This window comes from Streptomyces sp. NPDC017225 (assembly GCF_044331465.1).
Classification (GTDB): Bacteria; Actinomycetota; Actinomycetes; order Streptomycetales; family Streptomycetaceae; genus Streptomyces.
Map to the genome: position 1 here is coordinate 209,469 of NZ_JBIRNE010000011.1, position 25,481 is coordinate 234,949.

At 72.9% G+C, this 25,481-nt stretch carries 23 protein-coding genes and 1 pseudogene; 17 read left to right on the forward strand and 7 right to left on the reverse strand.

The genetic code is table 11. The annotated features are described in order from the left end of the window. Positions 1-24: 24 nt before the first annotated feature. The 4 genes from ACH4NX_RS24200 to ACH4NX_RS24215 form a co-directional block, all read right to left on the reverse strand. Positions 25-795 (reverse strand): FMN-binding protein, encoded by a 771-nt coding sequence (locus ACH4NX_RS24200; protein WP_398128409.1) that lies wholly within the window; start codon positions 793-795, stop codon positions 25-27. Positions 796-822: 27 nt separating this feature from the next. Then, the gene (locus ACH4NX_RS24205; RefSeq protein ID WP_351394114.1) at positions 823-2,205 is read right to left on the reverse strand and encodes a ferredoxin reductase family protein; all 1,383 of its coding nucleotides are present in this window, start codon (positions 2,203-2,205) and stop codon (positions 823-825) included. Between the two features lie 94 nt (positions 2,206-2,299). Next, entirely contained in the window at positions 2,300-3,019 is a 720-nt protein-coding gene (locus ACH4NX_RS24210; protein ID WP_351394117.1) for a L,D-transpeptidase family protein, read from the reverse strand. A 3-nt stretch (positions 3,020-3,022) separates the two neighbouring features. Continuing rightward, positions 3,023-3,610, reverse strand: coding sequence for a pyridoxamine 5'-phosphate oxidase family protein (locus ACH4NX_RS24215; protein ID WP_351394119.1), 588 nt, complete (start codon positions 3,608-3,610; stop codon positions 3,023-3,025). A 196-nt stretch (positions 3,611-3,806) separates the two neighbouring features. Between ACH4NX_RS24215 and argH the strand changes: the two genes are divergently transcribed. The 4 genes from argH to ACH4NX_RS24235 all read left to right on the forward strand — a co-directional run bounded on the left by argH (position 3,807) and on the right by ACH4NX_RS24235 (position 8,519). Continuing rightward, positions 3,807-5,234 carry an argininosuccinate lyase gene (gene argH / locus ACH4NX_RS24220; RefSeq protein ID WP_351394122.1) on the forward strand — a complete coding sequence of 476 codons (1,428 nt, stop codon included), beginning with the start codon at positions 3,807-3,809 and terminating at the stop codon, positions 5,232-5,234. A gap of 97 nt (positions 5,235-5,331) precedes the next feature. Beyond that, positions 5,332-6,303: an aldo/keto reductase gene (locus ACH4NX_RS24225; protein WP_398128408.1), complete on the forward strand. Its 972-nt coding sequence runs from the start codon at positions 5,332-5,334 to the stop codon at positions 6,301-6,303. Positions 6,304-6,438: 135 nt separating this feature from the next. Next, positions 6,439-6,990, forward strand: a complete 552-nt coding sequence (locus ACH4NX_RS24230) for a helix-turn-helix domain containing protein (RefSeq protein ID WP_279565080.1) — start codon at positions 6,439-6,441, stop codon at positions 6,988-6,990. Further along, positions 6,987-8,519, forward strand: a complete 1,533-nt coding sequence (locus ACH4NX_RS24235; RefSeq protein ID WP_351394128.1) for an MFS transporter — start codon at positions 6,987-6,989, stop codon at positions 8,517-8,519. The genes ACH4NX_RS24230 and ACH4NX_RS24235 overlap by 4 nt, the downstream gene beginning before the upstream one ends. Before the next feature lie 148 nt (positions 8,520-8,667). Here ACH4NX_RS24235 and ACH4NX_RS24240 read toward each other — a convergent pair whose 3' ends face one another. Next, complete coding sequence (locus tag ACH4NX_RS24240; RefSeq protein WP_345589911.1) at positions 8,668-9,339, reverse strand: lysophospholipid acyltransferase family protein; 672 nt, start codon at positions 9,337-9,339, stop codon at positions 8,668-8,670. 198 nt (positions 9,340-9,537) lie between these two features. Between ACH4NX_RS24240 and ACH4NX_RS24245 the strand changes: the two genes are divergently transcribed. The 4 genes from ACH4NX_RS24245 to ACH4NX_RS24260 all read left to right on the forward strand — a co-directional run bounded on the left by ACH4NX_RS24245 (position 9,538) and on the right by ACH4NX_RS24260 (position 12,262). Beyond that, a complete protein-coding gene (locus ACH4NX_RS24245; protein WP_351394132.1) occupies positions 9,538-9,765 on the forward strand; it encodes a hypothetical protein in 228 nt (75 codons plus the stop codon). A gap of 188 nt (positions 9,766-9,953) precedes the next feature. Next, a complete protein-coding gene (locus tag ACH4NX_RS24250; RefSeq protein ID WP_398128407.1) occupies positions 9,954-11,138 on the forward strand; it encodes a glycerophosphodiester phosphodiesterase in 1,185 nt (394 codons plus the stop codon). Between the two features lie 74 nt (positions 11,139-11,212). Continuing rightward, entirely contained in the window at positions 11,213-11,707 is a 495-nt protein-coding gene (locus ACH4NX_RS24255) for a sigma-70 family RNA polymerase sigma factor (RefSeq protein ID WP_351394138.1), read from the forward strand. Positions 11,708-11,764: 57 nt separating this feature from the next. After that, complete coding sequence (locus tag ACH4NX_RS24260) at positions 11,765-12,262, forward strand: GNAT family N-acetyltransferase (RefSeq protein ID WP_351394511.1); 498 nt, start codon at positions 11,765-11,767, stop codon at positions 12,260-12,262. Between the two features lie 30 nt (positions 12,263-12,292). Here ACH4NX_RS24260 and ACH4NX_RS24265 read toward each other — a convergent pair whose 3' ends face one another. Further along, positions 12,293-12,709 (reverse strand): hypothetical protein, encoded by a 417-nt coding sequence (locus ACH4NX_RS24265; protein ID WP_351394141.1) that lies wholly within the window; start codon positions 12,707-12,709, stop codon positions 12,293-12,295. 1 nt (position 12,710) lies between these two features. Continuing rightward, positions 12,711-13,070, reverse strand: a complete 360-nt coding sequence (locus ACH4NX_RS24270; protein ID WP_351394144.1) for a hypothetical protein — start codon at positions 13,068-13,070, stop codon at positions 12,711-12,713. A 134-nt stretch (positions 13,071-13,204) separates the two neighbouring features. Here ACH4NX_RS24270 and ACH4NX_RS24275 point away from each other — a divergent pair. The 9 genes and pseudogenes from ACH4NX_RS24275 to ACH4NX_RS24315 form a co-directional block, all read left to right on the forward strand. Beyond that, positions 13,205-13,417 (forward strand): annotated as a pseudogene (locus ACH4NX_RS24275) (HAD-IA family hydrolase); the annotation flags it as partial. A 431-nt stretch (positions 13,418-13,848) separates the two neighbouring features. Then, the gene (locus tag ACH4NX_RS24280) at positions 13,849-14,886 is read left to right on the forward strand and encodes a methionine ABC transporter ATP-binding protein (protein ID WP_398128406.1); all 1,038 of its coding nucleotides are present in this window, start codon (positions 13,849-13,851) and stop codon (positions 14,884-14,886) included. Continuing rightward, on the forward strand, positions 14,883-15,620 hold the full coding sequence (locus ACH4NX_RS24285; RefSeq protein ID WP_351394150.1) for a methionine ABC transporter permease: 738 nt from the start codon (positions 14,883-14,885) through the stop codon (positions 15,618-15,620). Before ACH4NX_RS24280 ends, ACH4NX_RS24285 begins: the two co-directional genes overlap by 4 nt. Positions 15,621-15,688: 68 nt before the next feature. After that, complete coding sequence (locus ACH4NX_RS24290; RefSeq protein WP_351394153.1) at positions 15,689-16,516, forward strand: MetQ/NlpA family ABC transporter substrate-binding protein; 828 nt, start codon at positions 15,689-15,691, stop codon at positions 16,514-16,516. A gap of 130 nt (positions 16,517-16,646) precedes the next feature. Next, positions 16,647-17,285: a GNAT family N-acetyltransferase gene (locus ACH4NX_RS24295; protein ID WP_351394156.1), complete on the forward strand. Its 639-nt coding sequence runs from the start codon at positions 16,647-16,649 to the stop codon at positions 17,283-17,285. A gap of 118 nt (positions 17,286-17,403) precedes the next feature. Next, entirely contained in the window at positions 17,404-18,630 is a 1,227-nt protein-coding gene (gene cbiE / locus ACH4NX_RS24300; protein ID WP_351394159.1) for a precorrin-6y C5,15-methyltransferase (decarboxylating) subunit CbiE, read from the forward strand. 396 nt (positions 18,631-19,026) lie between these two features. Beyond that, complete coding sequence (gene cobT, locus ACH4NX_RS24305; RefSeq protein ID WP_398128405.1) at positions 19,027-23,052, forward strand: nicotinate-nucleotide--dimethylbenzimidazole phosphoribosyltransferase; 4,026 nt, start codon at positions 19,027-19,029, stop codon at positions 23,050-23,052. Between the two features lie 270 nt (positions 23,053-23,322). Further along, complete coding sequence (gene cobA / locus ACH4NX_RS24310) at positions 23,323-24,555, forward strand: uroporphyrinogen-III C-methyltransferase (protein WP_351394164.1); 1,233 nt, start codon at positions 23,323-23,325, stop codon at positions 24,553-24,555. 1 nt (position 24,556) lies between these two features. Then, positions 24,557-25,375 carry an RNA methyltransferase gene (locus tag ACH4NX_RS24315; protein WP_351394167.1) on the forward strand — a complete coding sequence of 273 codons (819 nt, stop codon included), beginning with the start codon at positions 24,557-24,559 and terminating at the stop codon, positions 25,373-25,375. Positions 25,376-25,481 lie beyond the last annotated feature (106 nt).

The following is a 25,481-nucleotide window of genomic DNA, read 5'->3' on the forward strand; positions in this document are numbered from 1 at the left end:
GATCCGGCGGATTCGGCCACGACGTCAGCCGCCGGCCTGGTCCAGCGCGGACTGCAGCGACTGCTTGTCTCCGGCGCTGGTGTAGGTGGCGCCGGAGACGGCGTCGATGTCGGCGTTGCCGGCGGTGAGGGCGGCCTGGTTGAGTCTGGGTACGGCGTCGGCGGTGATCTGGTCGCTCTGTCCGCCCCTGGGCGCCTGGAGGGTCTCGGCGCCCGTGATCTTCCCGCCGCTGACGGTGACGCGGACCTGCACGGGCCCGTACCGGGTCTGCGCGGCGGTACCGGTGAGCGTCTGAGCGTCCTGGGCGCCCCCGTCCGCACCCGCGCCGCCCGAGCCCTTTCCGGCGGACCCCGCGGCCACCTGGTCCAGCGCCGACTGCAGCGATTTCATGTATCCGGCGCTGGTGTAGGTGGCGCCGGAGACGGCGTCGATGTCGGCGTTGCCGGCGGTGAGGGCGGCCTGGTTGAGTCTGGGTACGGCGTCGGCGGTGATCTGGTCGCTCTGTCCGCCCCTGGGCGCCTGCACGGCCTCGGCGGCCGTGATCTTCCCGCCGTTCACCGTGAGCCGGACCTGCACCGGGCCGTACCGGGTACTCGCCGCGTCACCGGTGACCGTGCCGGCGCCCGCGCCCCGCCCGCCCTGCGGCGACCGCGCGGCCACCGGCGGGGCCGCGCCGCCCGCCGCCGAGGCGGAGCCCGGGTCGGACGCCGGTTTCAGCGACAGCAGCAGCACGATCCCGGACACGGTCGCGGCGCCGGCGAGCACGGCGCGCCGGACGGGGTGGCTTTTCCTCATCTGTCCTGGACTCCTGATGTCCGTCGCTCACATCTCGAACGACTCGTGATGGATACGGCGGGCGGGGACTCCCGCGCCGCGCAGTGCCTCGTACACCGACCGGGCGAAGCCGGGCGGCCCGCACAGGAAGACGTCGTGGCGGTCGACGTCCGGGATCTTGCGGCTCAGGGTCTGGGCGGAGATGTCGGGGCGCTCCCCGTCCGGACTGTTCACCGCGTACATCAGCCGGGCCCCGCGCTCGTCGGCGATCCCGGCGAGCTCGTCCCACAGCGCCAGATCGTGGGTGCTGTTGGCCCGGTAGAGCAGGGTGATGTCGCCGGACGCGCCGGGCAGCGTCTCGAACAGCGCCCGCATCGGCGTGATCCCCACCCCGCCCGCCACCAGCAGCACCTTGCCGCGGCTGCGGCGCTGGGCGGTCAGGGCGCCGTACGGGCCCTCCGCCCACACCCGGGTGCCGGGCTCCAGCTCACGCAGCCGGGCGCTGTGGTCGCCGATCGCCTTCACGGTGATCCGCAGCATGTCCGGGCGCGGGGCCGCCGACAGCGAGTACGGGTGCGAGCTGAACCGCATCCCCGGCGCCAGGAACCGCCAGCGGAAGAACTGCCCGGCCTGCGCGCCCATCCGGTGCAGCCGGCGTCCGCCGATCAGCACCGACACGATGCCGGGCGTCTCCTCGATCACCGCCTCGACCCGCATCCGGTGCCGCAGGTTGAGACGGAGGGGAGTCAGCACCCGGTACCAGAGGACGAGCGCGGTCACCGCCCCGTACAGCGCGTACCAGGCGGTCCTGGCGACCGGCTCGACGGCGAAGTCGTTGCCGGTGGTCAGCTGGTGCCAGAAGGTCAGGAACACCGCCACGTAGGTGAGCAGGTGCACGTGGTACCAGGCGTCGTACGGGATCCTGCGGCGCACCGGGCCGGCCGACAGCAGCCCGATGAGGACCAGCAGGCCGGTGCCGATGGCGGCCTTGCCCATGTCCGGCAGCTGGTTCACGGAGCTGATCGTCTGCCGCACGATGTCGCCGAGGCCCTGGCCGGCCTGGGCGGCGTATCCCCACATGATCAGGAAGACGTGGGCGAGGACCAGGCAGAGCGTGTAGCGGCCGGTCACGGCGTGCCAGCGGGCGACCCGGTCCGAGCCCACCCGACGCTCCAGCGCCGGCACGCGTGCCATCTGGAGCACCACCAGGGCCATCAGGTATCCGGCGAGCAGGCCGGTGATCCGGCCCGCGTTCAGGATCATGCCGGTCCGGTCGGAGATGGCGGGCGTGTTGCGCCACCACAGCCACAACACGCCCGCCGCGCCCGCCCACACGGCGAGCAGCAGGGGGACGGCGGGGGAGCGGCGCGGACGGATGCGCCGCATCGTCTGACGGCGGGCGGCACGGCCGCCGGCGAGCGTGGTGGTCACGGTTCCTCCGTGGGACTCGGCCCTTGGCCCACAGATACGCGCCGCGCCACCCGGGCGTTCAGCCCGGCACCGTACCCGTCCCTCGCCCGGGAGCTCAGTAGCGCGTGATCGCCGTCGCCCCGCCCGAGGTGCCGATCGCCAGGTGCGGCCGGGCCGCCGGGTCCGCCCACCGCAGGATGCGGCGCATCGCCTCCGCCGGTACCGACACGCAACCGGCCGTCGCCCCGCGCCCGTCGACGTGCAGGAAGATGCCCGCGCCGCGTCCGCGTACCGGACGGTGGTAGTTGAAGCCGACGACCAGGGCGTGCGCGTACTGCGCCGTGTAGGTGATCAGGTGCTCGGCCTCGGCGGCGCGGCAGTCGGCGGGGCGCGGCTCGGTCCAGCGGTTGTAGGAGTGGGAGGCGTTGTCCTGGCACCACCAGGAGTCCTGGCGCACCGGGCGGTACCGGTACCGCGTCCCGCGCGGCGCCGCGCGGATGCCGAAGGCGTACGGCAGGTCGTACAGCCCGGTCGGGGTGGTGTTCGTGCCCTGTTCGCGGGTGGCCCCGTCGGTCAGCCCGCCGGAGCCGAAGCGGGCGGGCGCGGAACCCGCCTCCACCCATCGCCCGCCGCCCCCGCCGCCTCTGCGGTCCCACCAGGTGACCCGGCCCTCGGTCGAGCCGGTCTCCGGCGCGACCGCGGTGATCAGCTGACCGCCGCCGCCGGTGTCCGCCATCCGGGCCGGCAGCGGCCGGGGGACGGGCCCGCCGGCGGGCGCGGCGGCGAGCACCAGGAGGGACGCGGAGACGAGGACGGCGACGGCACCGGGGCGCATGGGTCAGACGGTAGACGGGGGCAGCGGCAGCGGCAGCCCGGGGAGGCCGTCCAGGCTCGTCGCCACGTGGTCCTTCTTGGTGAAGTACTCGTTGAGCGAGGCGTCGTCCTCGCGCGCGAACCGCTTGCCGTGCAGGTCCCGCTCCGATTCGTACGCCATGAAGGGGACGGCGTAGCCGCAGGTGTCGCGGATGAGTCCGGCGGTCACGACGATGATCGCGCGCAGTCCGTGCCGGGTGGTGTCGATGTCCGGGAAGTGGGTGAGGAGCTCCGGGAAGCGGGGGTCGTCGCGGAAGACGGGCTCGCCGCTGCCGTGCACCCGGACGATGTTCGGCGGACCCTGGAAGGCGCACCACATGAGGGTGATCCGCCCGTTCTCCCGCAGGTGGGCGATGGTCTCGGCGGTGGATCCGGCGAAGTCGAGGAAGGCCACGGTGAGTTCGTCGAGCACCGCGAAGCTGCCCGTGAGGCCCTTGGGGGACAGGTTGACCGTGCCGTCACCGGCCAGGGGAGCGGTGGCGGTGAAGAAGAGGGGCTGCGCCTCGATGAAGGTGCGGAGTCTGCCGTCTATGCGTTCATAAGTCTTTCCCATGACTAACGATTATGTGTGCTGATCGTTCGCCTGTCCGGAGAATCACCGGCGGTCCCGTCATGCGGACGCGACTTCGCCCGCCCCTCGACCGGTTCGCCGGATTGACGAATCATGCATCGCTCTGCATACTCATGCATGTCACCGGATGTACCGTGCGAAGGCGGTGGCACATCGACGGCCCTGAGGAGCGACCCAAGTGAGCAGCAACAGCGGTGACGTCCGGCTCTGGGGCGGCCGTTTCGCCGACGGTCCCGCCGAGGCCCTGGCGAAGCTGTCCGCGTCCGTCCACTTCGACTGGCGGCTCGCGCCCTACGACATCGCCGGCTCGCGTGCCCACGCGCGCGTGCTGCACGCGGCGGGGCTGCTCACCGAGGACGAGCTGACCCGGATGACCGCCGGCCTCGACCGGCTCGAAGCGGACGTCGCCGACGGCTCCTTCGTCGGCACCATCGCCGACGAGGACGTCCACACCGCCCTGGAGCGCGGCCTGCTGGAGCGGCTCGGCCCCGACCTCGGCGGCAAACTGCGCGCGGGGCGCTCCCGCAACGACCAGGTGGCGACCCTCTTCCGCATGTACCTGCGCGACCACGCCCGGACCGTCGGCGCTCTGGTCGCCGACCTCCAGGACGCGCTGATCGGCCTCGCCGAGGCCCACCCGGACGTGGCGATGCCCGGCCGCACCCACCTCCAGCACGCCCAGCCGGTGCTCTTCGCCCACCACGTGCTCGCCCACGCGCAGGCGCTGTCCCGGGACGCGGAGCGGCTGCGCCAGTGGGACGAGCGCACGGCCGTGTCGCCGTACGGTTCCGGAGCGCTCGCGGGCAGCAGCCTCGGCCTGGACCCGGAGGCGGTCGCCCGCGACCTCGGCTTCGAGCACGGCAGCGTCGGCAACTCCATCGACGGGACGGCTTCGCGCGACTTCGTCGCCGAGTTCGCCTTCATCACCGCGATGATCGGCGTGAACGTCTCCCGGATCGCCGAGGAGATCATCATCTGGAACACGAAGGAGTTCTCCTTCGTCACCCTGCACGACGCCTTCTCCACCGGCTCGTCGATCATGCCGCAGAAGAAGAACCCGGACATCGCCGAGCTGGCCCGCGGCAAGTCCGGCCGCCTCATCGGCAACCTCACCGGCCTGATGGCCACCCTCAAGGCCCTCCCGCTCGCGTACAACCGCGACCTCCAGGAGGACAAGGAGCCGGTCTTCGACTCCATCGACCAGCTGGAGATCCTGCTCCCCGCCTTCACCGGCATGATGGCCACCCTCACCGTGCACCGCGAGCGGATGGAGGAGCTGGCCCCGGCCGGGTTCTCGCTCGCCACCGACATCGCCGAGTGGCTGGTGCGGCAGGGCGTGCCGTTCCGTGTCGCGCACGAGGTGGCCGGCGAGTGCGTGAAGGCCGCCGAGGCCGAGGGCAAGGAGCTGGACGAGCTCACCGACGAGCAGTTCGCGAAGATCTCCGCCCACCTGACCCCCGAGGTCCGCTCGGTCCTCAACGTCCCCGGCGCCCTCGCCTCCCGCGACGGCCGCGGCGGTACGGCGCCCAGCGCGGTCGCCGTCCAGCTCGCCGAGGTGAAGGCGGACGTGGCCGGCCAGCACGCGTGGGCGGACGCCCGGAAGTAGCAGCCGGTGTGCCGACGGGGCATCGCGGTTACGTTGGTCGCCAGGGCCTGTCCGCCGGACGGACCCCGGATTCAGCACCGACCGAACGGAGCCCGCGATGCCCTTCGCCCGCCTGGCCGCGGCGACCACCCCCACCTGCCACATCGGCCTGGGACTCGCCGCCGTCGGCCGCCCCGGCTACATCAACCTCGGCCGTGACGGGGACCTGCCGGCCGACCGCAGCGTCGAGGCGATGCGCGAGCGCACCCACGACCTCCTCGACGCCGCCTACGCGCAGGGGGTCCGGTACTTCGACGCGGCCCGCTCCTACGGGCTCTCGGAGGAGTTCCTGGCCGGCTGGCTCCGGGACCGCCCCGACGTCGACGACGTGGTCGTCGGCAGCAAGTGGGGCTACACCTACACGGCCGACTGGTCGGCCGACGCCGAGCGGCACGAGGTCAAGGACCACGGCGCCGCGACGTACGAGCGCCAGCACGAGGAGACCGACGCCCTGCTCGGCGACCGGCTCGACCTCTACCAGATCCACTCGCTGACCCCCGACAGCCCGGCGCTCACCGACAAGGAACTGCACGCGAAGCTGGCCCGGGCCGCCGCGCGGGGTGTCACCGTCGGCTTCTCCACCAGCGGGCCCGCCCAGGCCGACGCCATCCGTGCCGCGCTCGCGGTGACCGTCGACGGCGAGCCGCTCTTCCGGACCGTGCAGTCGACGTACAACGTGCTGGACACCTCCGCCGGGCCCGCGCTGGCCGAGGCGCACGAGGCCGGACTCACCGTGATCGTCAAGGAGGGCATGGCCAACGGCCGCCTCGCGGAGCCCCACGCGCCCGGCGCTCTCAGGGCCGTCGCGGAGGAGGCGGCCCTGGGCTGCGACGCGGTCGCTCTCGCGATGGTCCTGCGGCAGCCCTGGGCCGGCGTCGTCCTCTCCGGCGCCGCGACCGTGAACCAGCTCGGCTCGAACCTGCACGCCGCCGTCGTCGACCTCGACGACGACCAGGTGGCCCGCCTCGGCGCACTCGTCGAGGAACCGCGCGCCTACTGGGAGCGGCGCGGGCAGCTGCCCTGGCACTGAGCCTCCACCGAGGGGACGCTGCCGAGCGGGTCCGAGCAGGGTCCTGGCCGCCCACCCACCGTGACTGACCCCCAGAGGTGAGTCACGCACGCCCTGTATGAGACAAAGATGTCTCATGTGGGCTATCGTTGTCTCATGGCTGTTGACCGAGACCAGGTGCTGCGCAGCGCGGCGGCCCTGCTGACCCGCAGGGCCACCGCGACCATGGACGAGGTCGCCAGGGCTGCCGGGCTGAGCCGGGCCACGCTGCACCGGCACTTCGCCGGACGTGACGCCCTCGTCCGGGCGCTGGAGTCGCTCGGCATCGCCGAGTGCGAGGCCGCCCTCGACGCGGCCCGCCTGGACGACGGGCCGGCGACCGACGCGGTGCGCCGGCTCGTGCGCGAGATCGAGTCCGCCGCCGGTCTGCTCGCCTTCCTCTACACCGAGAACCAGCTGTTCGAGGGCGAGGAGCAGAACGAGGGCTGGGCCCGCATCGACGCCCGGCTGGCCGCGGTCTTCCGCCGTGGCCAGGAGAGCGGCGAGTTCCGCATCGACCTCACCCCGGCCTGGCTCACCGAGGCGCTCTACGGCCTGCTGGCCTCCGGCGCCTGGGCGGTGACCGAGGGCCGCGTGGCCCGCAACGACATGTCCCACATGGTCGTCGAGCTGCTGCTCGGCGGCGCTGTCCGAAGAGAGAAACCATGACCCGCACCCTGCAGCCGGCCCACCCGACCGAGGCGGTGAAGCGTCCCGGCCGCTGGCTCGCGCTGTCCGTCCTCGTGCTGGCCGTGCTGCTGGTGGCCGTCGACGCGACCGTGCTCGGTCTCGCGACTCCCTACATCAGTGAGGACCTCGCCCCCACCGGCACCCAGCTGCTCTGGATCGGCGACGTCTACTCCTTCGTCATCGCCGGTCTGCTCGTCTCCATGGGCAGCCTCGGCGACCGCATCGGCCGCAAGCGGATCCTGCTCATAGGCGCCACGGCGTTCGGTGCGATATCCGTACTCAACGCCTACGCGTCCACACCCGAGCTGATGATCCTCGCCCGGGCCCTGCTCGGCGTCGCGGGCGCCACCCTGATGCCCGCCACCCTCGCCCTGATCCGCAACCTCTTCCACGACCCGCGCGAACGCAGCCTCGCCATCGGCGTCTGGGGCGCCGCGGCCTCCGCCGGCATGGCGGTCGGCCCGGTCGTCGGCGGATTCCTGCTGGAGCACTTCTGGTGGGGCTCGGTCTTCCTGATCAACCTGCCCGTGATGGCCGTCCTGGTCGTCGTCGGCATCAAGCTGCTGCCCGAGTCGCGCAACCCGGACCCGGGCCCGTGGGACCTGCTCAGCGTCACCCTCTCCCTGGCCGGCATGGTCGGCATCGTGTACGCCGTCAAGGAGGCCGCCGCGCACGGCTTCGCGTGGGCCACGCTCGCCGCGGGGCTGCTGGGCGCCGCCGCGCTCTACGGGTTCATCCGCCGTCAGCTGACCATGCCGATGCCGCTGCTCGACATGCGGCTGTTCCGCAGCCGTGGTTTCAGCGGCGCGGTGCTGGCCGACCTGCTGACCATCCTGGGCCTGTCGGGGCTGGTGTTCTTCCTCTCCCAGTACCTGCAACTCGTGCAGGGCAGGCGTCCGTTCGAGGCGGGCCTGGCCGAACTGCCCGCCGCCGTCGGCGCGGTGGCGGCCGGCCTGATCGCCGGCCGCGCGGCCCGGCGCTTCTCGGTGCGTGCCGTGGTCTCCGGCGGACTCGCCGCCGTCGGTCTCGCGCTCGCCGCGCTGACCGTCATCGACCAGAACACCGGCTATCCGCTGCTCGGCGGAGTCCTGCTGGTCGTCGGTGTCGGCGCCGGGTTCGCGTTCACCGTCACCGCCGACGTGATCCTCTCCAGCGTGCCCAAGGAGCAGGCGGGCGCCGCCTCCGCGGTCTCCGAGACGGCGTACGAACTCGGCGCCGCCCTCGGCATCGCCGTGCTCGGCTCGATCGTGACCGGCGTCTACCGCGGCTTCACCGGCCCGGACGGCACCCCCGCCGCGGCGCACGAGTCGCTGGGCGGCGCGGTGGAGGCGGCCTCCGGCCTCCCGGCCCAGCCGGCCGAGGCCCTGCTGGACGCCGCCCGCCAGGCCTTCGTCGACGGCCTGACCCTCGCGGCGGGCGTCGGCGCGGCCGTCCTGCTGGCCGCCGCGGTGGCCTCCTGGTTCCTGCTGCGGGGCCAGCGCCTGGAGGACGGGGTGGAGCACCCGTAGGAGCGGCACCGGCCGCGGCACCGGCAGCGGTACGCGTACGGGGCGCCAGCTTCACCGGAACACCGGCGTTCGGTACGCGAAGACGGCGGGTCGCTCACCGAGCGACCCGCCGTCTTCGTATCCGTTCGCGTCCGTTCGTCCCGCTGCCCTACGCCGCCTTCGCCTTGCTCGCGTACATGTCCACGTACTCCTGGCCGGACAGCCGCATGACCTCGGTCATCACGGAGTCGGTCACGGCCCGCAGGACGTAGCGGTCGCGGTCCATGCCCTCGTAGCGCGAGAACTCCATCGCCTCGCCGAAGCGCACCGTGACCCTGCCCGGCCGGGGCAGGCCGGCGCCGCCCGGCTGGAGCTTGTCGGTGCCGATCACGGCGAACGGGACGACGGGGGCGCCGGTCATCAGGGTGAGCCGGGCGATGCCGGTACGGCCGCGGTAGAGGCGGCCGTCGGGGGAGCGGGTGCCCTCCGGGTAGATGGCGAAGACCTTGCCCTCGTCCAGCACGCGGCGGCCGGTCATCAGGGCCGCGACCCCGCCCCGGCCGCCGTCCCGGTCGACCGGGATCATGCCGACGCCGGTGAAGAACCAGGCCATCAGCCGGCCCTTGAGGCCCTTGCCGGTGACGTACTCGTCCTTGCCGATGAAGAAGACCTGCCGGTCGCACTTCAGGGGCATGATCACCGAGTCGATGAAGGTGAGGTGGTTGCCGGCCAGGATCACCGGACCGTCGCCCGGGATGTTCTCCACGCCCTCCACCCGTGGGCGGAACATCAGGCGCATGATCGGGCCGAGCACTGCCTTGATGAGCGCGAAGCGGGACAACGGGTCCTCCGGTGTCGGGGATGCGGTATGAGTCTGTGCAGGTGAGGACATTACTCGCGGCCGAGGGGGTCACGCACGTCGGGTCATCCGGGTCTTACACGGTGTTGACGTGTGCTCACCTGCGGTGCAGGCTGTCGCGGGGCCGTGAGGCCCTCAGGAGGATGTGAGGCAGGTCGCGTCCGCAGGGGAGGGAACCGCGTGCCGATCCTCGCCGCACTCGCCGTGCTCCGTGTCGTCATGGCCGCCGCCGTCACCGTCCTGGTCCGCAGGGACCGGCGTCGCTGGTCCGGGGGACCGGACACCGCACGGATCGAAGCACGGGCGACGAGCGGACTGCGCGAGGCGCGCCGCTGGAGCCGTGCCGCCGACCCCTTCTCCGTGGCCACGGGGCTCGTCCGGCACCGCCACGACGAACGCGGCCACTGACCGCGTACCCCGCCCGGCCGCCGCGAAGCCGACGACGCGTCAGACGTCCTCTCCCACCCCCCTCACCGGCCCCTCCACTCCCACACGACATCCCCGGGCACCCGCGTGTTCCGGTCGCGGTCTCCCGCTCGTCATGTACGCGCCCCTACGATCGGCCCGCACTGACGGTCAACGGCAGGAGGGCCCTGATGGGAACGCAGGAGTCGGACGAGCAGCTGGGCGGCACCGGACGGCGGGCGCTCCTCGGAGCGGCGGTGCTCGGCGCGGGCGGAGCCGTACTCGGCCTGTCCGGCACGGCGAGAGCCGCCGACACCCGGCACGGCGGCGGACACGGCGGTCACGGCGGCGGGGTGAAGAGCCTGTCCGTGCCGACGGTCATCGGGCACCGCGGCGCCAGCGGCCACCGCCCCGAGCACACCTTCGGCGCCTACGAGCTGGCCCTCGACATGGGCGCCGACATCGTCGAGGCGGGTGACCTGGTCCCCACCAAGGACGGTCACCTCGTCTGCCGGCACGAGCCGGAGATCGGCGGCACCACGGACGTCGCAGACCACCCCGAGTTCGCCGGCCGCAAGCGCACCAAGCAGCTCGACGGCGCCTCGGTCACCGGCTGGTTCACCGAGGACTTCACGCTCGCCGAGCTCAAGACGCTCCGCGCCACCGAGCGCATCCCGGCCAACCGCCCGCACAACACCCTCTACGACGGCCGCTGGGAGATCCCCACCTTCGAGGAGGTGCTGCGCTGGCAGGACGAGCAGACGCGCAGGCGCGGCAAGCAGGTCTGGATCTACCCCGAGCTCAAGCACCCCACCTACTTCCGCAAGCTGGGCCTCGGTACGGAGGAGCGCCTCGCGCGGCTGCTGCGCAAGTACGGCAAGGACCGGAAGAACTCGCCCGTCATCATCCAGTCCTTCGAACCCACCAGCATCCAGCGGATGAACCGGCTCGTCGGCAACCCCCTCGCCGTCCTGCTGTCCGGCGCGAAGAGCCGTCCCTGGGACTTCGTCGAGACCGGCGACCCGCGCACCACGGCCGACCTCGTCACGCCGAAGGGCCTCAGGGAGATCGCCTCCTACGCCCAGGGCATCGGCCCGACCCTGGACCTGATCATCCCGAAGGACTCCGCCGGCCGGCTCACCGAGCCGACCACGCTGGTGCGTGACGCGCACCGCGCGGGCCTGATCCTGCACCCCTACACCATGCGCAACGAGAACCCCTTCCTCCCCGCCGACTTCCGCAAGGGCAGCGACCCGGACGCCTACGGCGACGCCTTCGGCGCCTTCCGGGCGTACTTCGCCACCGGCATCGACGGGATCTTCACCGACCACCCGGACACGGGCGTGCTGGCCCGCGAGGACTTCGTCAACAAGTGAGCCACCGCCCCCGGTTGGGGTGAATTCGCGGCCGCCCGGGCAACCGTGGCCCGGGCGGCCGCGTCGACCTGCATATGACGCACGACCTGGTCACCTCCCTGCGCCCCCTGCTCACCGCCGAGGTCTCCGCCGAGGCATATGCGTCCGGAGCCGAACCCGGCGACCTCGAACAGGCGGTCTGGCTGCGCCTTCTGGAACGACTGGAGACCGAGGGTCCGCCCCGCGACCCCCGCCGCTGGCTGCGCAGCGCCGTCCGCATCGAGGCCCGCCGCACCCGCCGTACGACCCGCGACGAGCGGCCGTACGAGATCGAACCCGCCGGCGCCGCCGAGCACGAGCCCGAGCAGCTCGCGATCACCGCGGCCCGGCACCGCGCCCTGCGCGACGCCGCGCGCCGGCTGCCCGGCCGCTGCCCCCGGCTGATCGAGGCCCTGCTGTCGCCGAAGGACCTCACATACCGGGAGATCGCGGGGGAGTTGGGTATCTCACAAGGCAGTCTTGGACCGGAACGTTCCCGATGTCTGGGATGTCTGCGCCGATTGCTGACGCCGGAGGTTGCGGCCCGCTGAGGACGGGGATAGGAGTGGGGGACCACAGGTGATCAGGTGAGCGGGAGGCATGCGCACATGGGCATGAGCGTGACCATCTCGGCGGCGTCCGAGCAGGACGCCGAGCAGATCTTCCGGCTGCAGTACCTCTGTTTCCAGAGCGAGGCGGCGCTGTACGGCAACTACCGCATCGACCCGCTCGTCCAGACCCTCGACTCCGTGCGCGAGGAGGTCGCCGACGACTGCGTCTTCGTGGCACGGCTCGGTGACGAGGTCGTCGGCTCGGTACGCGGCCGGGCGGGCGAGGACGGGGCCGCGTCCATCGGCAAACTGTGCGTGCACCCCCGGCTCCAGGGACACGGGATCGGCGCCCGACTGCTGCGGGCCGCCGAGTCCGCCCTCGCCGAGGAGCGCGGCGCCAAGCGCTTCCGTCTGCACACCGGGCACCGCAGCGAGAGCAAACTGCGGCTCTACCGGCGGGTCGGCTACGAGAGGGTGGGCACCGCGCGGGGCGCGGACGGCGTGGCCATGATCGTCCTGGAGAAGCCGGCCGGGACGTACGCGACCACGGCCTGAGACGCCCGCGGCATCCGGGCCCTGCCGTCGCTACGCGGCACGGGCCCGGCGCAGCCAGTACAGGGCCGACAGCGGCAGCAGCACGGGAATGAAGAGGTACCCCATCCCGAAGTCCGACCACACGGTCGTGTCGGGGAAGGCGGACGGTTCCAGCAGGGTCCAGGTACCGACCGTCAGGACGCCCACGAGTTCGGCGGCGCAGCACACCAGCGCCGCCCTGCGGGCCGTCTCGCCGCCACGCACCAGGGTGTACGTGATGAAGCCGTAGACGACGCCCGCGACGGCCGACAGGGTGTAGGGGAGCGGTGCCCGGTCGAACTCGGTCGCGATCTGGTAGGCGGACCGGGACACGGCGCCGACGACCATCACCCCGTACAGCCACACCAGCAGGATGCCCGGCCCGCCGATCAGCCGCTGCCGGGCCGGCTTCTCCTGCGTGGCCACCATCTCAGCCTCCCCAGATGTCGTACAGCCGTACCTCGAGGACGGCGAGGACGACACCGCCGGCGGCGACCGTCACCGAACCCCAGCGGGTGCGCTCGGCCAGCGACATGAACCCCGCCGCCGGGACGCAGGCGAAGGCGCCCAGCAGATACGAAACGAAGATCGTCGTGCCCTGCGCCGGCTCCTCGCCACGCGCCAGCAGCACGACCCCGACCACCAGCTGGATCAGCGCCAGCACCGAGACCACGGCCATGCCGATGAAGTGCCAGTCCTTCGTCGGCTGGTCACGGTAGGCCGCCCAGCCGCACCAGGCGGCGAGCAGCAGCGCGGCGACGCCGGTCACCAGCGTCAGGACGTCAAGCATGGCAGCGACCCTATTACGCCCCAAAAGCCCCGCCGCCCCCGGCCCCGCTTCCGGCCCCGCCCCTGGCCCCGTCCGCCGCTCGGTACCGACCTGATCCGCCGGACAGGCCCTCGTGCCCGCGCGCCCGCGCCCGCGCCCGCGCCCTCGGCGTCGACCCGGCCGCCCGCGTCGTCTTCGAGGACGCCCCCGCGGGTCTCCGGGCCGCCCGCGCCGCCGGCATGACCACCGTGGCGTTGGCCACAGCCCACCGGGCCGACGGACTCGACGCCGACCCGGTGGTCGCCGGCCTGTCGGCCCTGTCGGTACTGGTCACCGATACCGGAGTCGAGATCTCCGCCCGGGGCTGATCCGCGCCCCCGCGAGCGTCCACCGTCCGGCCAACCGTCCATGGCTGTCCACCATCCGGACGGCGGTGTCCGATCAGGAGTACACGTCTGCTTTACTGATCGCATGAGCACGACGAGCGACCGCACCCCTGCGACCGAGGCGACGATGACGCCCGGTGCTCGTTGTATGTGTCGAATGTGCGCCTTCTAGAGGGCCCCCGCACCACCTGAGCCTCGCGCCCCGAAGCGAGCGCCCGCTCATGTCCGCCACCGCGCCCCGCGCACGCGGCTGAGTCATGCCCCGCGCACACGTTCTCCCAGGTCCCACCGCCACCGCGCATCGCCACCGCGAGACCGTGCCGCGTTCCGAAGGACCCCAAGCCCCAGAAGAACAACGCCCCGTGCCCGGCGCACAGCACCGCGCCGCGCACTCGACAGTGACGGAAACCCACGTGATCACCACATCGGGCCTTACCAAGGTCTACCGCTCACGCGGCCGCGAGGTCACCGCCCTGGACGGCGTCGACCTGCACGTCCGCGAGGGCGAGGTGTACGGCGTCATCGGCCAGTCCGGCGCCGGCAAGTCCTCGCTCATCCGCTGCGTCAACCTCCTGGAGCGCCCCACCGCCGGCACGGTCACCGTCGCCGGCCAGGACCTCACCGCGCTCGCCGGCCGGGGCCCCCGGGCCGGCAAGGAGCTGCGGCAGGCGCGCAGCCGTATCGGCATGGTCTTCCAGCACTTCAACCTGCTCTCCACCCGGACCGTGCGGGACAACGTCGAACTGCCGCTGGAGATCCTCGGCAAGTCCGGGAAGGAACGTTCCCGCAAGGCGTTGGAACTGCTCGACCTCGTCGGTCTCGCCGACAAGGCGGGGGCCTACCCGGCTCAGCTCTCCGGCGGCCAGAAGCAGCGCGTCGGCATCGCCCGCGCCCTGGCCGGCGACCCCAAGGTCCTGCTCTCCGACGAGGCCACCAGCGCCCTCGACCCGGAGACCACCCGCTCCATCCTCCAGCTGCTGCGCGACCTGAACCGGCAGCTCGGGCTGACCGTCCTGCTCATCACCCACGAGATGGACGTCGTCAAGAACGTCTGCGACTCGGCCGCCCTCATGGACCGGGGCCGCATCGTCGAGTCGGGCACGGTCGGCGAGCTGCTCCGCACGCCGGGCTCCGAGCTGGCCGCCACCCTCTTCCCGGTCGGCGGCGAGGCGTCCGGGGACGACCGCACCGTCCTCGACGTCACCTTCCACGGCGACGCCGCCACCCAGCCCGTCATCTCCCAGCTGTCCCGCACCTACAACATCGACATATCGATCCTCGGTGCCGCCATCGACACCGTCGGCGGCCACCAGGTCGGCCGGATGCGCATCGAACTGCCCGGCCGCTACGAGGACAACGTCGTGCCCGTCGGCTTCCTGCGCGAGCAGGGCCTCCAGATCGACGTGATCAGCGGTGAGCCGTCGCTGCTGGTGAAGGAAGGTGCCAAGTGACCTGGTCCGAGATGCAGCCACTGTTGGAGCAGGCGTCCTGGGAGACCCTGATCATGGTCGGCTGGTCCACCCTGATCGCGGTGGTGGCCGGGCTCCCGCTCGGTGTACTCCTCGTCCTGACGGACCGTGGCGGCCTGCTGCAGAACGTCGTGGTGAACAAGGTCATCGGGCAGGTCGTGAACATCGGCCGGTCGATGCCGTTCATCATCCTCATGGTCGCGCTGATGAGCTTCACCCGCTGGGTCACCGGGACGACCATCGGCAGCGAGGCCGCCATCGTCCCGCTCGCCATCGGCGGCATCCCCTTCTTCGCGCGGCTCGTCGAGACCGCCGTCCGCGAGGTCGACGGAGGGCTCGTCGAGGCAGTCCAGTCCATGGGCGGCAACACCTGGACCATCGTCCGCAAGGTCCTGGTCCCCGAGGCGCTCCCGTCGCTGATCGCCAGCACCACGACCACGATCATCGCCCTCATCGGCTACTCCGCCATGGCCGGCACCGTCGGTGGCGGCGGACTCGGCGACCTCGCCGTCCGCGTCGGTTACCAGCGCTTCGAGACCGGAATGATGTGGATCACCGTCGCGATCCTCGCCGTCGTCATCTCCCTCATCCAGTTCGCCGGCGACTACGCGGCCCGTACCCTGCACCGCCGCGGCGGGCGCGGGGGCGCGGCCCCCAGGCTCCGGCTGCTCAAGGCCAAGGAGCCCGCGGCCGCCGACGTGAGCAAGGCCGCGTAACCCACCCCCCCCAGACTCCCCGTACCTACCCAAGACGGGGTCGCACCACCTCAGGAAAGGCACTTTTCGTGCGTAACACCGCCAAGACAGCCACCGCCGTCCTCGCCGCCGGAGCCCTCACCCTCGGTCTCTCCGCCTGCGGCTCGGACCAGGACTCCGCCTCCGACACCTCCGGCCCGCTGGTCGTCGCCGCGACGCCCGTCCCGCACGCCGAGATACTCACCTACGTCAAGGACAACCTGGCGCAGAAGGAGGGCCTCGACCTCGAGGTCAAGGAGTTCACCGACTACGTCACGCCGAACACGGCGACGGAGGACGGCTCGGTGGGCGCGAACTACTTCCAGACCGAGCCCTACCTCGCGGACTTCAACAAGAAGAACGGCACCCACCTGAAGTCCGTCGTCTCGGTGCACCTGGAGCCCCTCGGCCTCTACTCGAAGAAGGCCGAGAACGCCGGCGACCTGAAGAACGGCGCGACCGTCGCCCTCCCCAACGACACCGTCACCGAGGCCCGCGCCCTGCAGCTGCTCGCCTCGGAGGGGCTGATCACCCTCAAGGACGGCGCCGGCAACTCGGCCACCCCCGCCGACATCACCAAGAACCCGAAGGACCTCGAGTTCAAGGAACTGGAGGCGGCCCAGACCGCGCGTTCCCTGGGCGACGTCGACGCGGCGGTCATCAACGGCAACTACGCCCTGGAGGCCGACCTCAAGCCGGCCGAGGACGCCCTCGTCCTGGAGTCCGCCGAGGACAACCCGAACGTCAACCTCCTCGTCGTCAAGGAGGGCCAGGAGGACGACCCGCGTGTGAAGAAGCTCGCCAAGCTCCTCACCTCGCCCGAGGTCGAGAAGTTCATCGAGGACAACTACGCCGGGTCCGTGCTCCCGACCTTCTGATCCGGGCCCCGAGTCCCCACCGGGTCCGCTCCGAACCGGGGCGGACCCAGTGGTGTGGTTGAGTGCTTGCATGCTGCATGCTGGGCAGTTCGAGCAGGCCCTGACGGTCACACAGGTTACGGAGCGGCGCATGACGAGCACCTTCCCCAACATCTCCATCAGCACGGAGCGGTTGGTGCTGCGCCCCCTCGACGAGGACGACGTCCCCGCCCTCACCGCCATGATGAACGACGAGCAGGTCGCCGCCTGGACGCACGTCCCGCAGCCCTTCGACGAACAGGGCGCACACACCTGGATCGGCGAGTACGCCCCCGCCCGGCGCACGGCCGGCCGCGGACTCGACCTCGCGGTCACCGAGTTCCTCACCCAGCGACTGGTCGGCATCATCCGGCTGACCGGCACCGACTGGCACGTACGGGCCACCGAGCTGTCGTACATCGTCGCCCCCTGGGCCCGGGGCGAGGGATACGCCTCCGAGGCGGCGCTGGCCACCGCGCAATGGCTCTTCGCCGACCAGAAGTTCGAACGTATCGAGCTGCGCACCGCCGCCGGCAACACCGCCTCCCAGCAGGTCGCCCAGCGCATCGGCTGCATCAGCGAGGGCGTGCTGCGCAACGCCTGCATAGCCCGCGTCCGTACCGACGACGGTGTCTGGACGGACGTACGCACCGACTTCATCGTGTGGAGCCTGCTGCCGGAGGACCTCGAGGGCGCGGCCGGGCCACTGACCGACCACAACGGTTTCACCACCTTCACCGACTGGAACTGATCCAGCGGGGCCCGACCGCGCCACCACCCCGCCCCCGGACCGCACCAGGTACCCTCACGGGGCGCGCCCGCGAACGGTCCCGCACCACGACCCGCGAACACCCTGGAGACTGACGACGATGGCCGACCGGGTCACGGTGATCGGCTGGGACGGTTCGCCACTGACCGCCGCGGCACGCTCCGCACTGGGCGCCGCCACGCTGGTGGCCGGCGCCGCCCACCACCTGGCACTTCCCGAGGTGCCCCCCGCGGCCGAGCGCATCCGTCTCGGCAGCGTCGCCCTCGCCGCCCGCCGCGTCGCCGCCCACCGGGGCACGGCGGTCGTGCTCGCCGACGGCGACCCCGGCTTCTTCGGCGTCGTCCGCACCCTGCGCGACCCCGAGTTCGGCCTGGAGGTCGAAGTCGTCCCGGCGGTCTCCTCCGTGGCCACCGCCTTCGCGCGCGCCGGTATGCCCTGGGACGACGCCCATGTGGTCGTAGCCCACCCCCGCACCCTGCGACGCGCGGTGAACGTATGCCGGGCCCACACCAAGGTCGCGGTCCTCACCTCCCCTGGCGCCGGACCCGCCGAACTCGGCCTGTTGATGGAGGGCGTCCACCGCACCTTCGTCATCTGCGAAGAGCTCGGCACCACCCGAGAACGGGTCACCGTCGTCACCTCCGACAAGGCCGCCGACCACACCTGGCGCGACCCGAACGTCGTCATCGTCGTCGGCGGGAGCGTCGGCCCCGGCACCGCGACCGACGGCACCGGCTGGATCGCCGGCCGCGACCCCGCCGCCGGGCCGCGCGGCTGGGCCCTGCCCGCCGAGGCGTACGGCGCCGGACTGGGCGAGGGCGAGACCGACCTGCTGCGCACGGCCCAACTGGCCCGGCTCGGACCGCGCCTCGGCGACCTGGTGTGGGACATCGGCTGCGGCAGCGGTGCCTTCGCCACCGAGGCCGCCCGCGCGGGCGCCGCCGTCATCGCGGTCGACCGCGCCCCGGACGCCTGCGCCCGCACCGAGGCCACCGCCCGCCACTTCGGCGCTCAGCTCCAGATCGTGCACGGCACCGCCCCGCACGTCCTGGAGGACCTCCCCGAACCCGATGTCGTCCGGGTCGGCGGCGGGGGAGCGGCCGTGGTCTCCGCGGTCGCCGACCGGCGGCCGCAGCGCATCGTCGCGCACGCCGCCACCCGTGACGCGGCCGAACTGGTCGGCAGGGACCTGACGGAGCACGGCTACCGGGTGGAGTGCGCTCTGCTGCAGTCCGTCGGACTCGACACCCGGGCCTGGACGGAGACGGAGCGGAGCGTCGCGTTCCTGCTCACCGGAGAAATTGTGCGGCGCGAAGCGTCTCGTTGAGGGGCGGCGGTCGGGTGACGGGTGGGACTTCGCGACCGCGCCCCGTGATCGGGTTGTCATACAGCGCGGGGTAGGCTGGCGGATTGTTGTACCGCGTTCGGACACCCGGCACTTCGTCGGTCAATGTCCGTAAAAACCGGCCCGTTCCGGGCCGGACGTGGTAGGGCAGAACCGGAGGACGCGCAACGTGGCGCAGTCCACAGCGGGCCGTCGCGGATCAGGCTGTCGTGACGGGGGAACGACCGCGACAATGCCACTCAATGGCTTTGTCGTCTTTTCCGGCGGGTCGTTCGTGCCGCTGGGCACGCACGCTCGTTCTTCACTACGGGGCGGTCGGTGCGCCGTCCCGGGTGTAGCTGGTCGTAGAAGCACTAACCGATGGGCGAGGGGTTACGCATGACCGACACCGGCCAGATCCCGGGCGAGGGGCTGCCGGAGAACGCAGGCATGGTGGAGCAGCCGGGCGTCCCCGCACCCGGCGCGTACACCTACCTCTCCGAGACCACCGCCGAGGACGAGGACCTGTTGTTGCTGCCGGGAGCCCAGAGCGCCTGGGGCAACGAGGTCGCGCCGCCCGCGCCGGAGCCGGTCGTCGAGACCGTGCACCAGCCGGGCGCGCACGAGCTGTCGGGCCGCGACAGCGGCTCGGTCGACCTTCGTGGCGTCCGCCTGCCCGAGCCGGCGCCGGAGCCCGCGTCCGCCCCGGTGCCGCCGCGCAGACCGCTGCACCTGGGTCCGCCGATCCCCGACACCTCCGCGAGCCCGGTCCGCTCCCTCGCCGACCGCGGCCCGGCCGACGTGCCCGTCCGGCACGCCGGTCCGCCGAGCGCCGGTCCCGAGTACCTCGACGTCCCGCAGGCCGCCGCGATGCCGCCGCAGGGGGCGGCGCCCTGGGGAGCGCAGGCCGCTCCGCAGGCGCCGGAGGCTCCGGTGAACTCCGGGGCCGCGTATGCGGAAACGGTTGCTCCGGTACCGGAGCAGACGCCGGTTCCGGTGCCGGAACCCGTACAGGTGCCCGAGCCGGTGGGCGCGGCCCAGGCGCTCGTGACCCGCGTGGCGACGGAGGCCGTGGCGGCGACGGGCGGGACGACCGGGGAGGCCGAGGCCGAGGCTCAGGCCGGGGACGCCCCTGCCGTTGCCCTTGCCGAGGTTCGGACAACCGAGACCGTGTCCGGCGACGCCGACGGGTCTGACACCGTGCCGGGCGACGAGGTGACGTACGGCCCGCAGACGCCGGTCGTCGGTGACCATGGGCAGGAGCCCGTGGACGTGGACGTGAGCGTGGCCGAGACCGGCGCGGGCGAGGTGACCGCACCGGAGGCGGTGCGGGTACCGGAGGCCGAGCAGGCCGCCGCCCCGCCCGCTCCCGAGGCCGAGGCCGAGCAGGCGGCCGATCCGGGCTCTGCTCCCGCCCCCGCCCCCGTCGAGGAAGCCGTACCGGCTCCCGAGGCGGTCGCCCCGGAGCCCGCGCCCGAGCCCGTGCAGCCGCTCCAGCAGCCCCTCGAGGTCGCCGAAGAGCCCGTGTCGGAGAAGCCGCAGGTCGCGGAGGCGCCCGAGGCACCCGCGCCCGAGCCCGTCCGGGCGGCCGAGCCGGCCGAGGCCCCCGAGCCGCAGGAAGCCACGCCCGCCGAGGCCCCCGTGGCCCTGGATGTCCAGGAACCCGACGTGCCCACGGTGGTCCAGGCCTCCGATGCGGTCCAGGCCCCCGATGTGGTCGTCCCAGAGCCCGCTGCGTCCGAACCGACCCCGGAGGCACCGGCCGCCACGCAGCAGCCCGCACCGGCACAGGAAGCGGCCGTGCAGCCTGAGCCGGCCGTGCAGCCTGAGCCGGCCGTGCAGCCTGAGCCCGCCGTGCAGCCTGAGCCCGCCGTACCGTCAGCGGATACGCACCCGCAGTCGGACGTGCGGCCCGCACCGCAGGGTGTCGCCGCGCCGCGATCGGACGAGCCGTCCGCCGCGCAGGGTGACGCCGCGCCGCAGCCGGACGTCCAGCCTCCGGCCCAGGACCAGCCGCTCTTCCAGCCCGCCGCCGCACACCAGTCGGACGGCCGGACCGCCGCCGCGCACCAGCAGCCCCCCGTCCCGGGCGACCCGCAGCCCGCTCAGGGGCCCCAGTCCCTCATGGACGCCGGTGTACCGCACGTAGCGGACATGGCCCACAGCGCGCCCGAGCCCTCGGAAGCCGACGTGGCCCCCGCGAGCACCAGCGACCCGGAGGCGGCTCACCCCGACCAGTCCGTGGGCCAAAGCCCCGACCAGGCCGCAGGGCAGCGCCCGGACCCGGCGGTAGCGACGCACCCCGACGAGTCCGCAGGCCAGTTCGTGCCGGTCGACGGCGGTCAGGTGCCCACCGCTCCGCATCTCGCGCCGGCGCCGCCCGAGGCTCTCGTCCTCCCCCTGGAGCCCCAGGTACCCCAGATGCCCCAGATGCCCCAAGCGGCAGCGCAGGTGCCGGACCCCGTCGCCCCGGTCCCCGCCCCGCGCGAGGCCGACCCCGAACGCGTCCAGAACGCCGACGACCTCGACACCCACGCCGCCGACCAGGAAGACCCCGCGGCGCGGGTGGCCGAGGCGGAGAAGGCCGGCCGCGCGCACCAGGAAGCCGGCGCGGAGCGGGAAGCCGGCGAAGTCCGGGCCGACCCGCACGACGTGAGCACGGGCGAGGTGACGGAAGTACGGCAGTCCACCGGCCCGGCGGCACCCGCCTACGCCGACGCCGAACGCGAGGCCGTCCTGAAGGTCATGCGGGAACGCCGTGACATCCGCAACGGCTTCCGCGGCGACCCCATTCCGCACGAGGTGCTGCTCCGTGTCCTGGAGGCCGCCCACACAGCGCCCTCCGTCGGCCACTCGCAGCCCTGGGACTTCGTCGTCATCCGCTCCGCCGACACCCGCCGCGCGATGCACGAACTGGCGACGCGTCAGCGAGACGCGTACGCGAAGTCCCTCCCCAAGGGCCGGGCCAAGCAGTTCAAGGAACTGAAGATCGAGGCCATCCTCGACACCCCGGTCAACATCGTCGTCACCGCAGACCAGACCCGCGGCGGCCGGCACACGCTGGGCCGGCACACCCAGCCCCAGATGGCGCCGTACTCCTCCGCGCTCGCGGTCGAGAACCTCTGGCTCGCCGCCCGTGCCGAAGGCCTCGGCGTCGGCTGGGTCAGCTTCTTCGACGAGCGCGAGATGGTCCGCGCCCTGGGCCTGCCCGAACACCTGGACGTCGTCGCCTACCTGTGCGTCGGGTACGTCGACGAGTTCCCGGACGAGCCCGAGCTGATGCAGGCCGGCTGGTCCAAGCGCCGCCCGCTGTCTTGGGTCGTGCACGAAGAGACGTACGGCCGCCGCGCCCTGCCCGGAGAGGAACCCCACGACCTGCTTGCCGAGACCGTCGCACAGATCCGCCCGCTCGACGCCAAGGCACTCGGCGAAGCCTGGGAACGGCAGAAGCGCATGACCAAGCCGGCCGGCGCGCTCGGCATGCTGGAGATCATCTCCGCCCAGCTCTCCGGCCTGTCCCGCCAGTGCCCGCCGCCGATCCCGGAGCCCGCGGCCGTCGCGGTCTTCGCCGGCGACCACGGGGTGCACGCCCAGGGCGTCACCCCCTGGCCGCAGGAGGTCACCGCCCAGATGGTGGCCAACTTCCTGGGCGGGGGAGCGGTCTGCAACGCCTTCGCCACGCAGGTCGGCGCCGAGGTGTGCGTCGTGGACGTCGGAGTCGCCGCCGACCTGCCCGCCACGCCCGGCCTGCTGCCCCGCAAGGTCCGCGCGGGTACGTCCGACATGACCGCCGGCCCCGCGATGACCCGCGAGGAGGCCAAGCAGGCCATCGAGGTCGGCATCGAGACCGCCCGCGACCTGGTGGCGGCCGGCAACAAGGCGCTGCTCACCGGAGAGATGGGTATCGCGAACACCACCGCGTCCGCCGCGCTCATCTCCGTCTTCACCGGAGCGGACCCCGCCGAGGTCACCGGCCGGGGCACCGGCATCAACGACGAGACCCTGGTCCGCAAGACCGAGGTCGTGCGCCGGGCGCTCGAGGTCCACCAGCCCGACCCGGCCGATCCGATCGGCGTCCTCGCCGCGGTCGGCGGCTTCGAGCACGCGGCCATGGTCGGCCTGCTGCTCGGCGGTGCCTCCCTGCGCACGCCGGTGATCCTGGACGGCGTCAGCGCCGGCGCCGCCGCCCTGGTGGCCCGGGCCATCGCCCCCGAGGTCCTCGCGGCCTGCATCGCCGGCCACCGCAGCGCCGAGCCCGGCCACGTCGCCGCGCTGGGCAAGCTGGGCCTGCGCCCGCTGGTCGACCTCGACCTCCGCCTCGGCGAGGGCACCGGCGCACTGCTCGCCCTGCCGATGGTGCAGAGCACCGCGCGGGCGATGCACGAGGTCGCGACGTTCGACTCGGCGGGTGTCACCGAGAAGTAGCCCCGCGGCGGGGGAGGGAGGGCACGGCGGAGAACCGTCGCCGCCGCCCCACCCCCGCCGCACTTCACCCCCCCGCCCCACCCCCGCCGCACCCCACCGCACTCCACCCCCGCTGTACGCCGCACCCACCTCACCGGGGACCCGCGGACCACCACGCACCGGTTGGTCCCACGGATACCCGCGCATCCGCACGTCTCATAGAATCCGCACGTCAGGGCCGCTCCAGAGTCGCAGCGCCCACCGCACCGCCAGGACGAGGAGCCCTCCCTCATGGCCGAACACCCCGCCTACCCCGTAGGTCTCCGCCTCACCGGCCGTCGCGTGGTCGTCCTCGGCGGCGGCCAGGTCGCCCAGCGCCGCCTGCCCGCCCTCATCGCGGCGGGCGCGGACATCCGCCTCGTCTCTCCGGAGGCGACCCCGTCGGTGGAGGCCATGGCGGACGCGGGCGAGATCGCCTGGGAGCGGCGCGCCTACGCGGACGGCGACCTCGCGGACGCCTGGTACGCCCTGATCGCCACCAGCGACACCGGCGCCAACGCCGCCGCCTCCGCCGAGGCCGAGCGCCACCGCGTCTGGTGCGTCCGGTCCGACGACGCCGACCAGGCCACTGCCTGGACCCCGGCGACCGGCCACAGCGAGGGCGTCACCGTCGCCGTACTCACCACGAGCGCGCGCGACCGCGATCCCCGTCACACCGCCGCCATCCGCGACGCGGTCGTGGAGGGCCTGCGCGACGGCACCCTCGTCGCCCCGCACCAACGCACCCGCACCGCCGGCGTCGCCCTCGTCGGCGGCGGCCCCGGCGACCCCGACCTGATCACCGTCCGCGGCCGCCGCCTGCTCGCCGAGGCCGACGTCGTCATCGCCGACCGGCTCGGCCCGCGCGACCTGCTCGCCGAGCTGCCGTCGCACGTCGAGGTCATCGACGCGGCGAAGATCCCGTACGGCCGTTTCATGGCCCAGGAGGCCATCAACAACGCGCTGATCGAGCACGCCAGGCAGGGCAAGGCGGTCGTGCGACTCAAGGGCGGTGACCCGTTCGTCTTCGGCCGCGGCATGGAGGAGGCGCAGGCGCTGGCCGAGGCCGGCATCCCGTGCACCGTCGTCCCCGGCATCTCCAGTTCGATCTCGGTCCCCGGCGCGGCCGGTATCCCGGTCACCCACCGGGGTGTCGCCCACGAGTTCACCGTGGTCAGCGGGCATGTCGCCCCCGACGACGAGCGGTCCCTCGTCGACTGGCCGTCCCTCGCCAAGCTCACCGGCACGCTCGTCATCCTGATGGGCGTCGACAAGATCGGCCGGATCGCCGAGACCCTCGTCGCGCACGGCAAGTCCCCGAAGACCCCGGTCGCCCTGGTCCAGGAGGGCACGACGGCGGCCCAGCGCCGGGTCGACGCGACCCTCGCCACGGTCGCCGAGACCGTCGTCGCGCGGGACGTCAGGCCGCCCGCCGTCATCGTCGTCGGCGAGGTCGTCGGCGTCGGCCCGCACGGGGCGGCCTGACATGGGCGAACTCGTCACGATCGACAACCCCGACGACCCGCGCCTGCACGACTACACCGGCCTGACCGACGTCGAACTGCGCCGCCGCCGCGAACCCGCCGAGGGCCTGTTCATCGCCGAGGGCGAGAAGGTCATCCGGCGGGCCGGCGAGGCCGGCTACGCGATGCGGTCGATGCTGCTCTCGGCCAAGTGGGTCGACACCATGCGCGACATCATCGACGAGGCCCCCGCCCCGGTGTACGTCGTCGACCCGGCGCTCGCCGAACGCGTCACCGGCTACCACGTGCACCGCGGCGCGCTCGCCTCCATGCGGCGCGAGCCACTGCCGACGGCGGCCGATCTGCTGCGCACCGCCCGCCGCGTCGTCGTCATGGAGTCGGTCAACGACCACACCAACATCGGCGCCATCTTCCGCTCAGCCGCCGCTCTCGGCATGGACGCGGTCCTGCTCTCGCCGGACTGTGCGGACCCGCTGTACCGGCGCAGTGTGAAGGTGTCGATGGGCGCGGTCTTCTCCGTGCCCTATGCCCGTCTCGGCCTGTGGCCGGCCGGCCTGGAGACGGTGCGCGGGGCGGGCTTCACGCTCCTCGCCCTCACCCCCGACGAGCGGGCCAGGTCCCTCGACGAGGTCGCCCCGCACCGGATGGACCGGGTGGCCCTCATGCTGGGCGCCGAGGGCGACGGCCTGTCCCGGCGGGCCCTGGCGGCGTCCGACGAGTGGGTCCGCATCCCGATGTCCCACGGCGTCGACTCCCTGAACGTGGGCGCGGCGGCAGCGGTCGCCTTCTACGCGGTGGCAACGGGCCGGCCCTCGGCGTAGTCCCCGCCAAAGGGCCCGGCCGTGGGGTAGTCCCCGCCAAAGGGCCCGGCCGCGGGCGTGCGTTCGCGTCGTTCGCCGGACGGGCGGACCCGTCCGTCTGCCCGCC

Bases quoted from the DNA above. Each gene is read 5' to 3' on its own strand.
- ACH4NX_RS24200 (WP_398128409.1), bottom strand. From the start codon at position 795: ATGAGGAAAAGCCACCCCGTCCGGCGCGCCGTGCTCGCCGGCGCCGCG.
- ACH4NX_RS24210 (WP_351394117.1), bottom strand. From the start codon at position 3,019: ATGCGCCCCGGTGCCGTCGCCGTCCTCGTCTCCGCGTCCCTCCTGGTG.
- ACH4NX_RS24215 (WP_351394119.1), bottom strand. From the start codon at position 3,610: ATGGGAAAGACTTATGAACGCATAGACGGCAGACTCCGCACCTTCATC.
- ACH4NX_RS24225 (WP_398128408.1), top strand. From the start codon at position 5,332: ATGCCCTTCGCCCGCCTGGCCGCGGCGACCACCCCCACCTGCCACATC.
- ACH4NX_RS24230 (WP_279565080.1), top strand. From the start codon at position 6,439: ATGGCTGTTGACCGAGACCAGGTGCTGCGCAGCGCGGCGGCCCTGCTG.
- ACH4NX_RS24235 (WP_351394128.1), top strand. From the start codon at position 6,987: ATGACCCGCACCCTGCAGCCGGCCCACCCGACCGAGGCGGTGAAGCGT.
- ACH4NX_RS24250 (WP_398128407.1), top strand. From the start codon at position 9,954: ATGGGAACGCAGGAGTCGGACGAGCAGCTGGGCGGCACCGGACGGCGG.
- ACH4NX_RS24255 (WP_351394138.1), top strand. From the start codon at position 11,213: ATGACGCACGACCTGGTCACCTCCCTGCGCCCCCTGCTCACCGCCGAG.
- ACH4NX_RS24260 (WP_351394511.1), top strand. From the start codon at position 11,765: ATGGGCATGAGCGTGACCATCTCGGCGGCGTCCGAGCAGGACGCCGAG.
- ACH4NX_RS24265 (WP_351394141.1), bottom strand. From the start codon at position 12,709: ATGGTGGCCACGCAGGAGAAGCCGGCCCGGCAGCGGCTGATCGGCGGG.
- ACH4NX_RS24270 (WP_351394144.1), bottom strand. From the start codon at position 13,070: ATGCTTGACGTCCTGACGCTGGTGACCGGCGTCGCCGCGCTGCTGCTC.
- ACH4NX_RS24295 (WP_351394156.1), top strand. From the start codon at position 16,647: ATGACGAGCACCTTCCCCAACATCTCCATCAGCACGGAGCGGTTGGTG.
- cbiE (WP_351394159.1), top strand. From the start codon at position 17,404: ATGGCCGACCGGGTCACGGTGATCGGCTGGGACGGTTCGCCACTGACC.
- cobT (WP_398128405.1), top strand. From the start codon at position 19,027: ATGACCGACACCGGCCAGATCCCGGGCGAGGGGCTGCCGGAGAACGCA.
- cobA (WP_351394164.1), top strand. From the start codon at position 23,323: ATGGCCGAACACCCCGCCTACCCCGTAGGTCTCCGCCTCACCGGCCGT.
- ACH4NX_RS24315 (WP_351394167.1), top strand. From the start codon at position 24,557: ATGGGCGAACTCGTCACGATCGACAACCCCGACGACCCGCGCCTGCAC.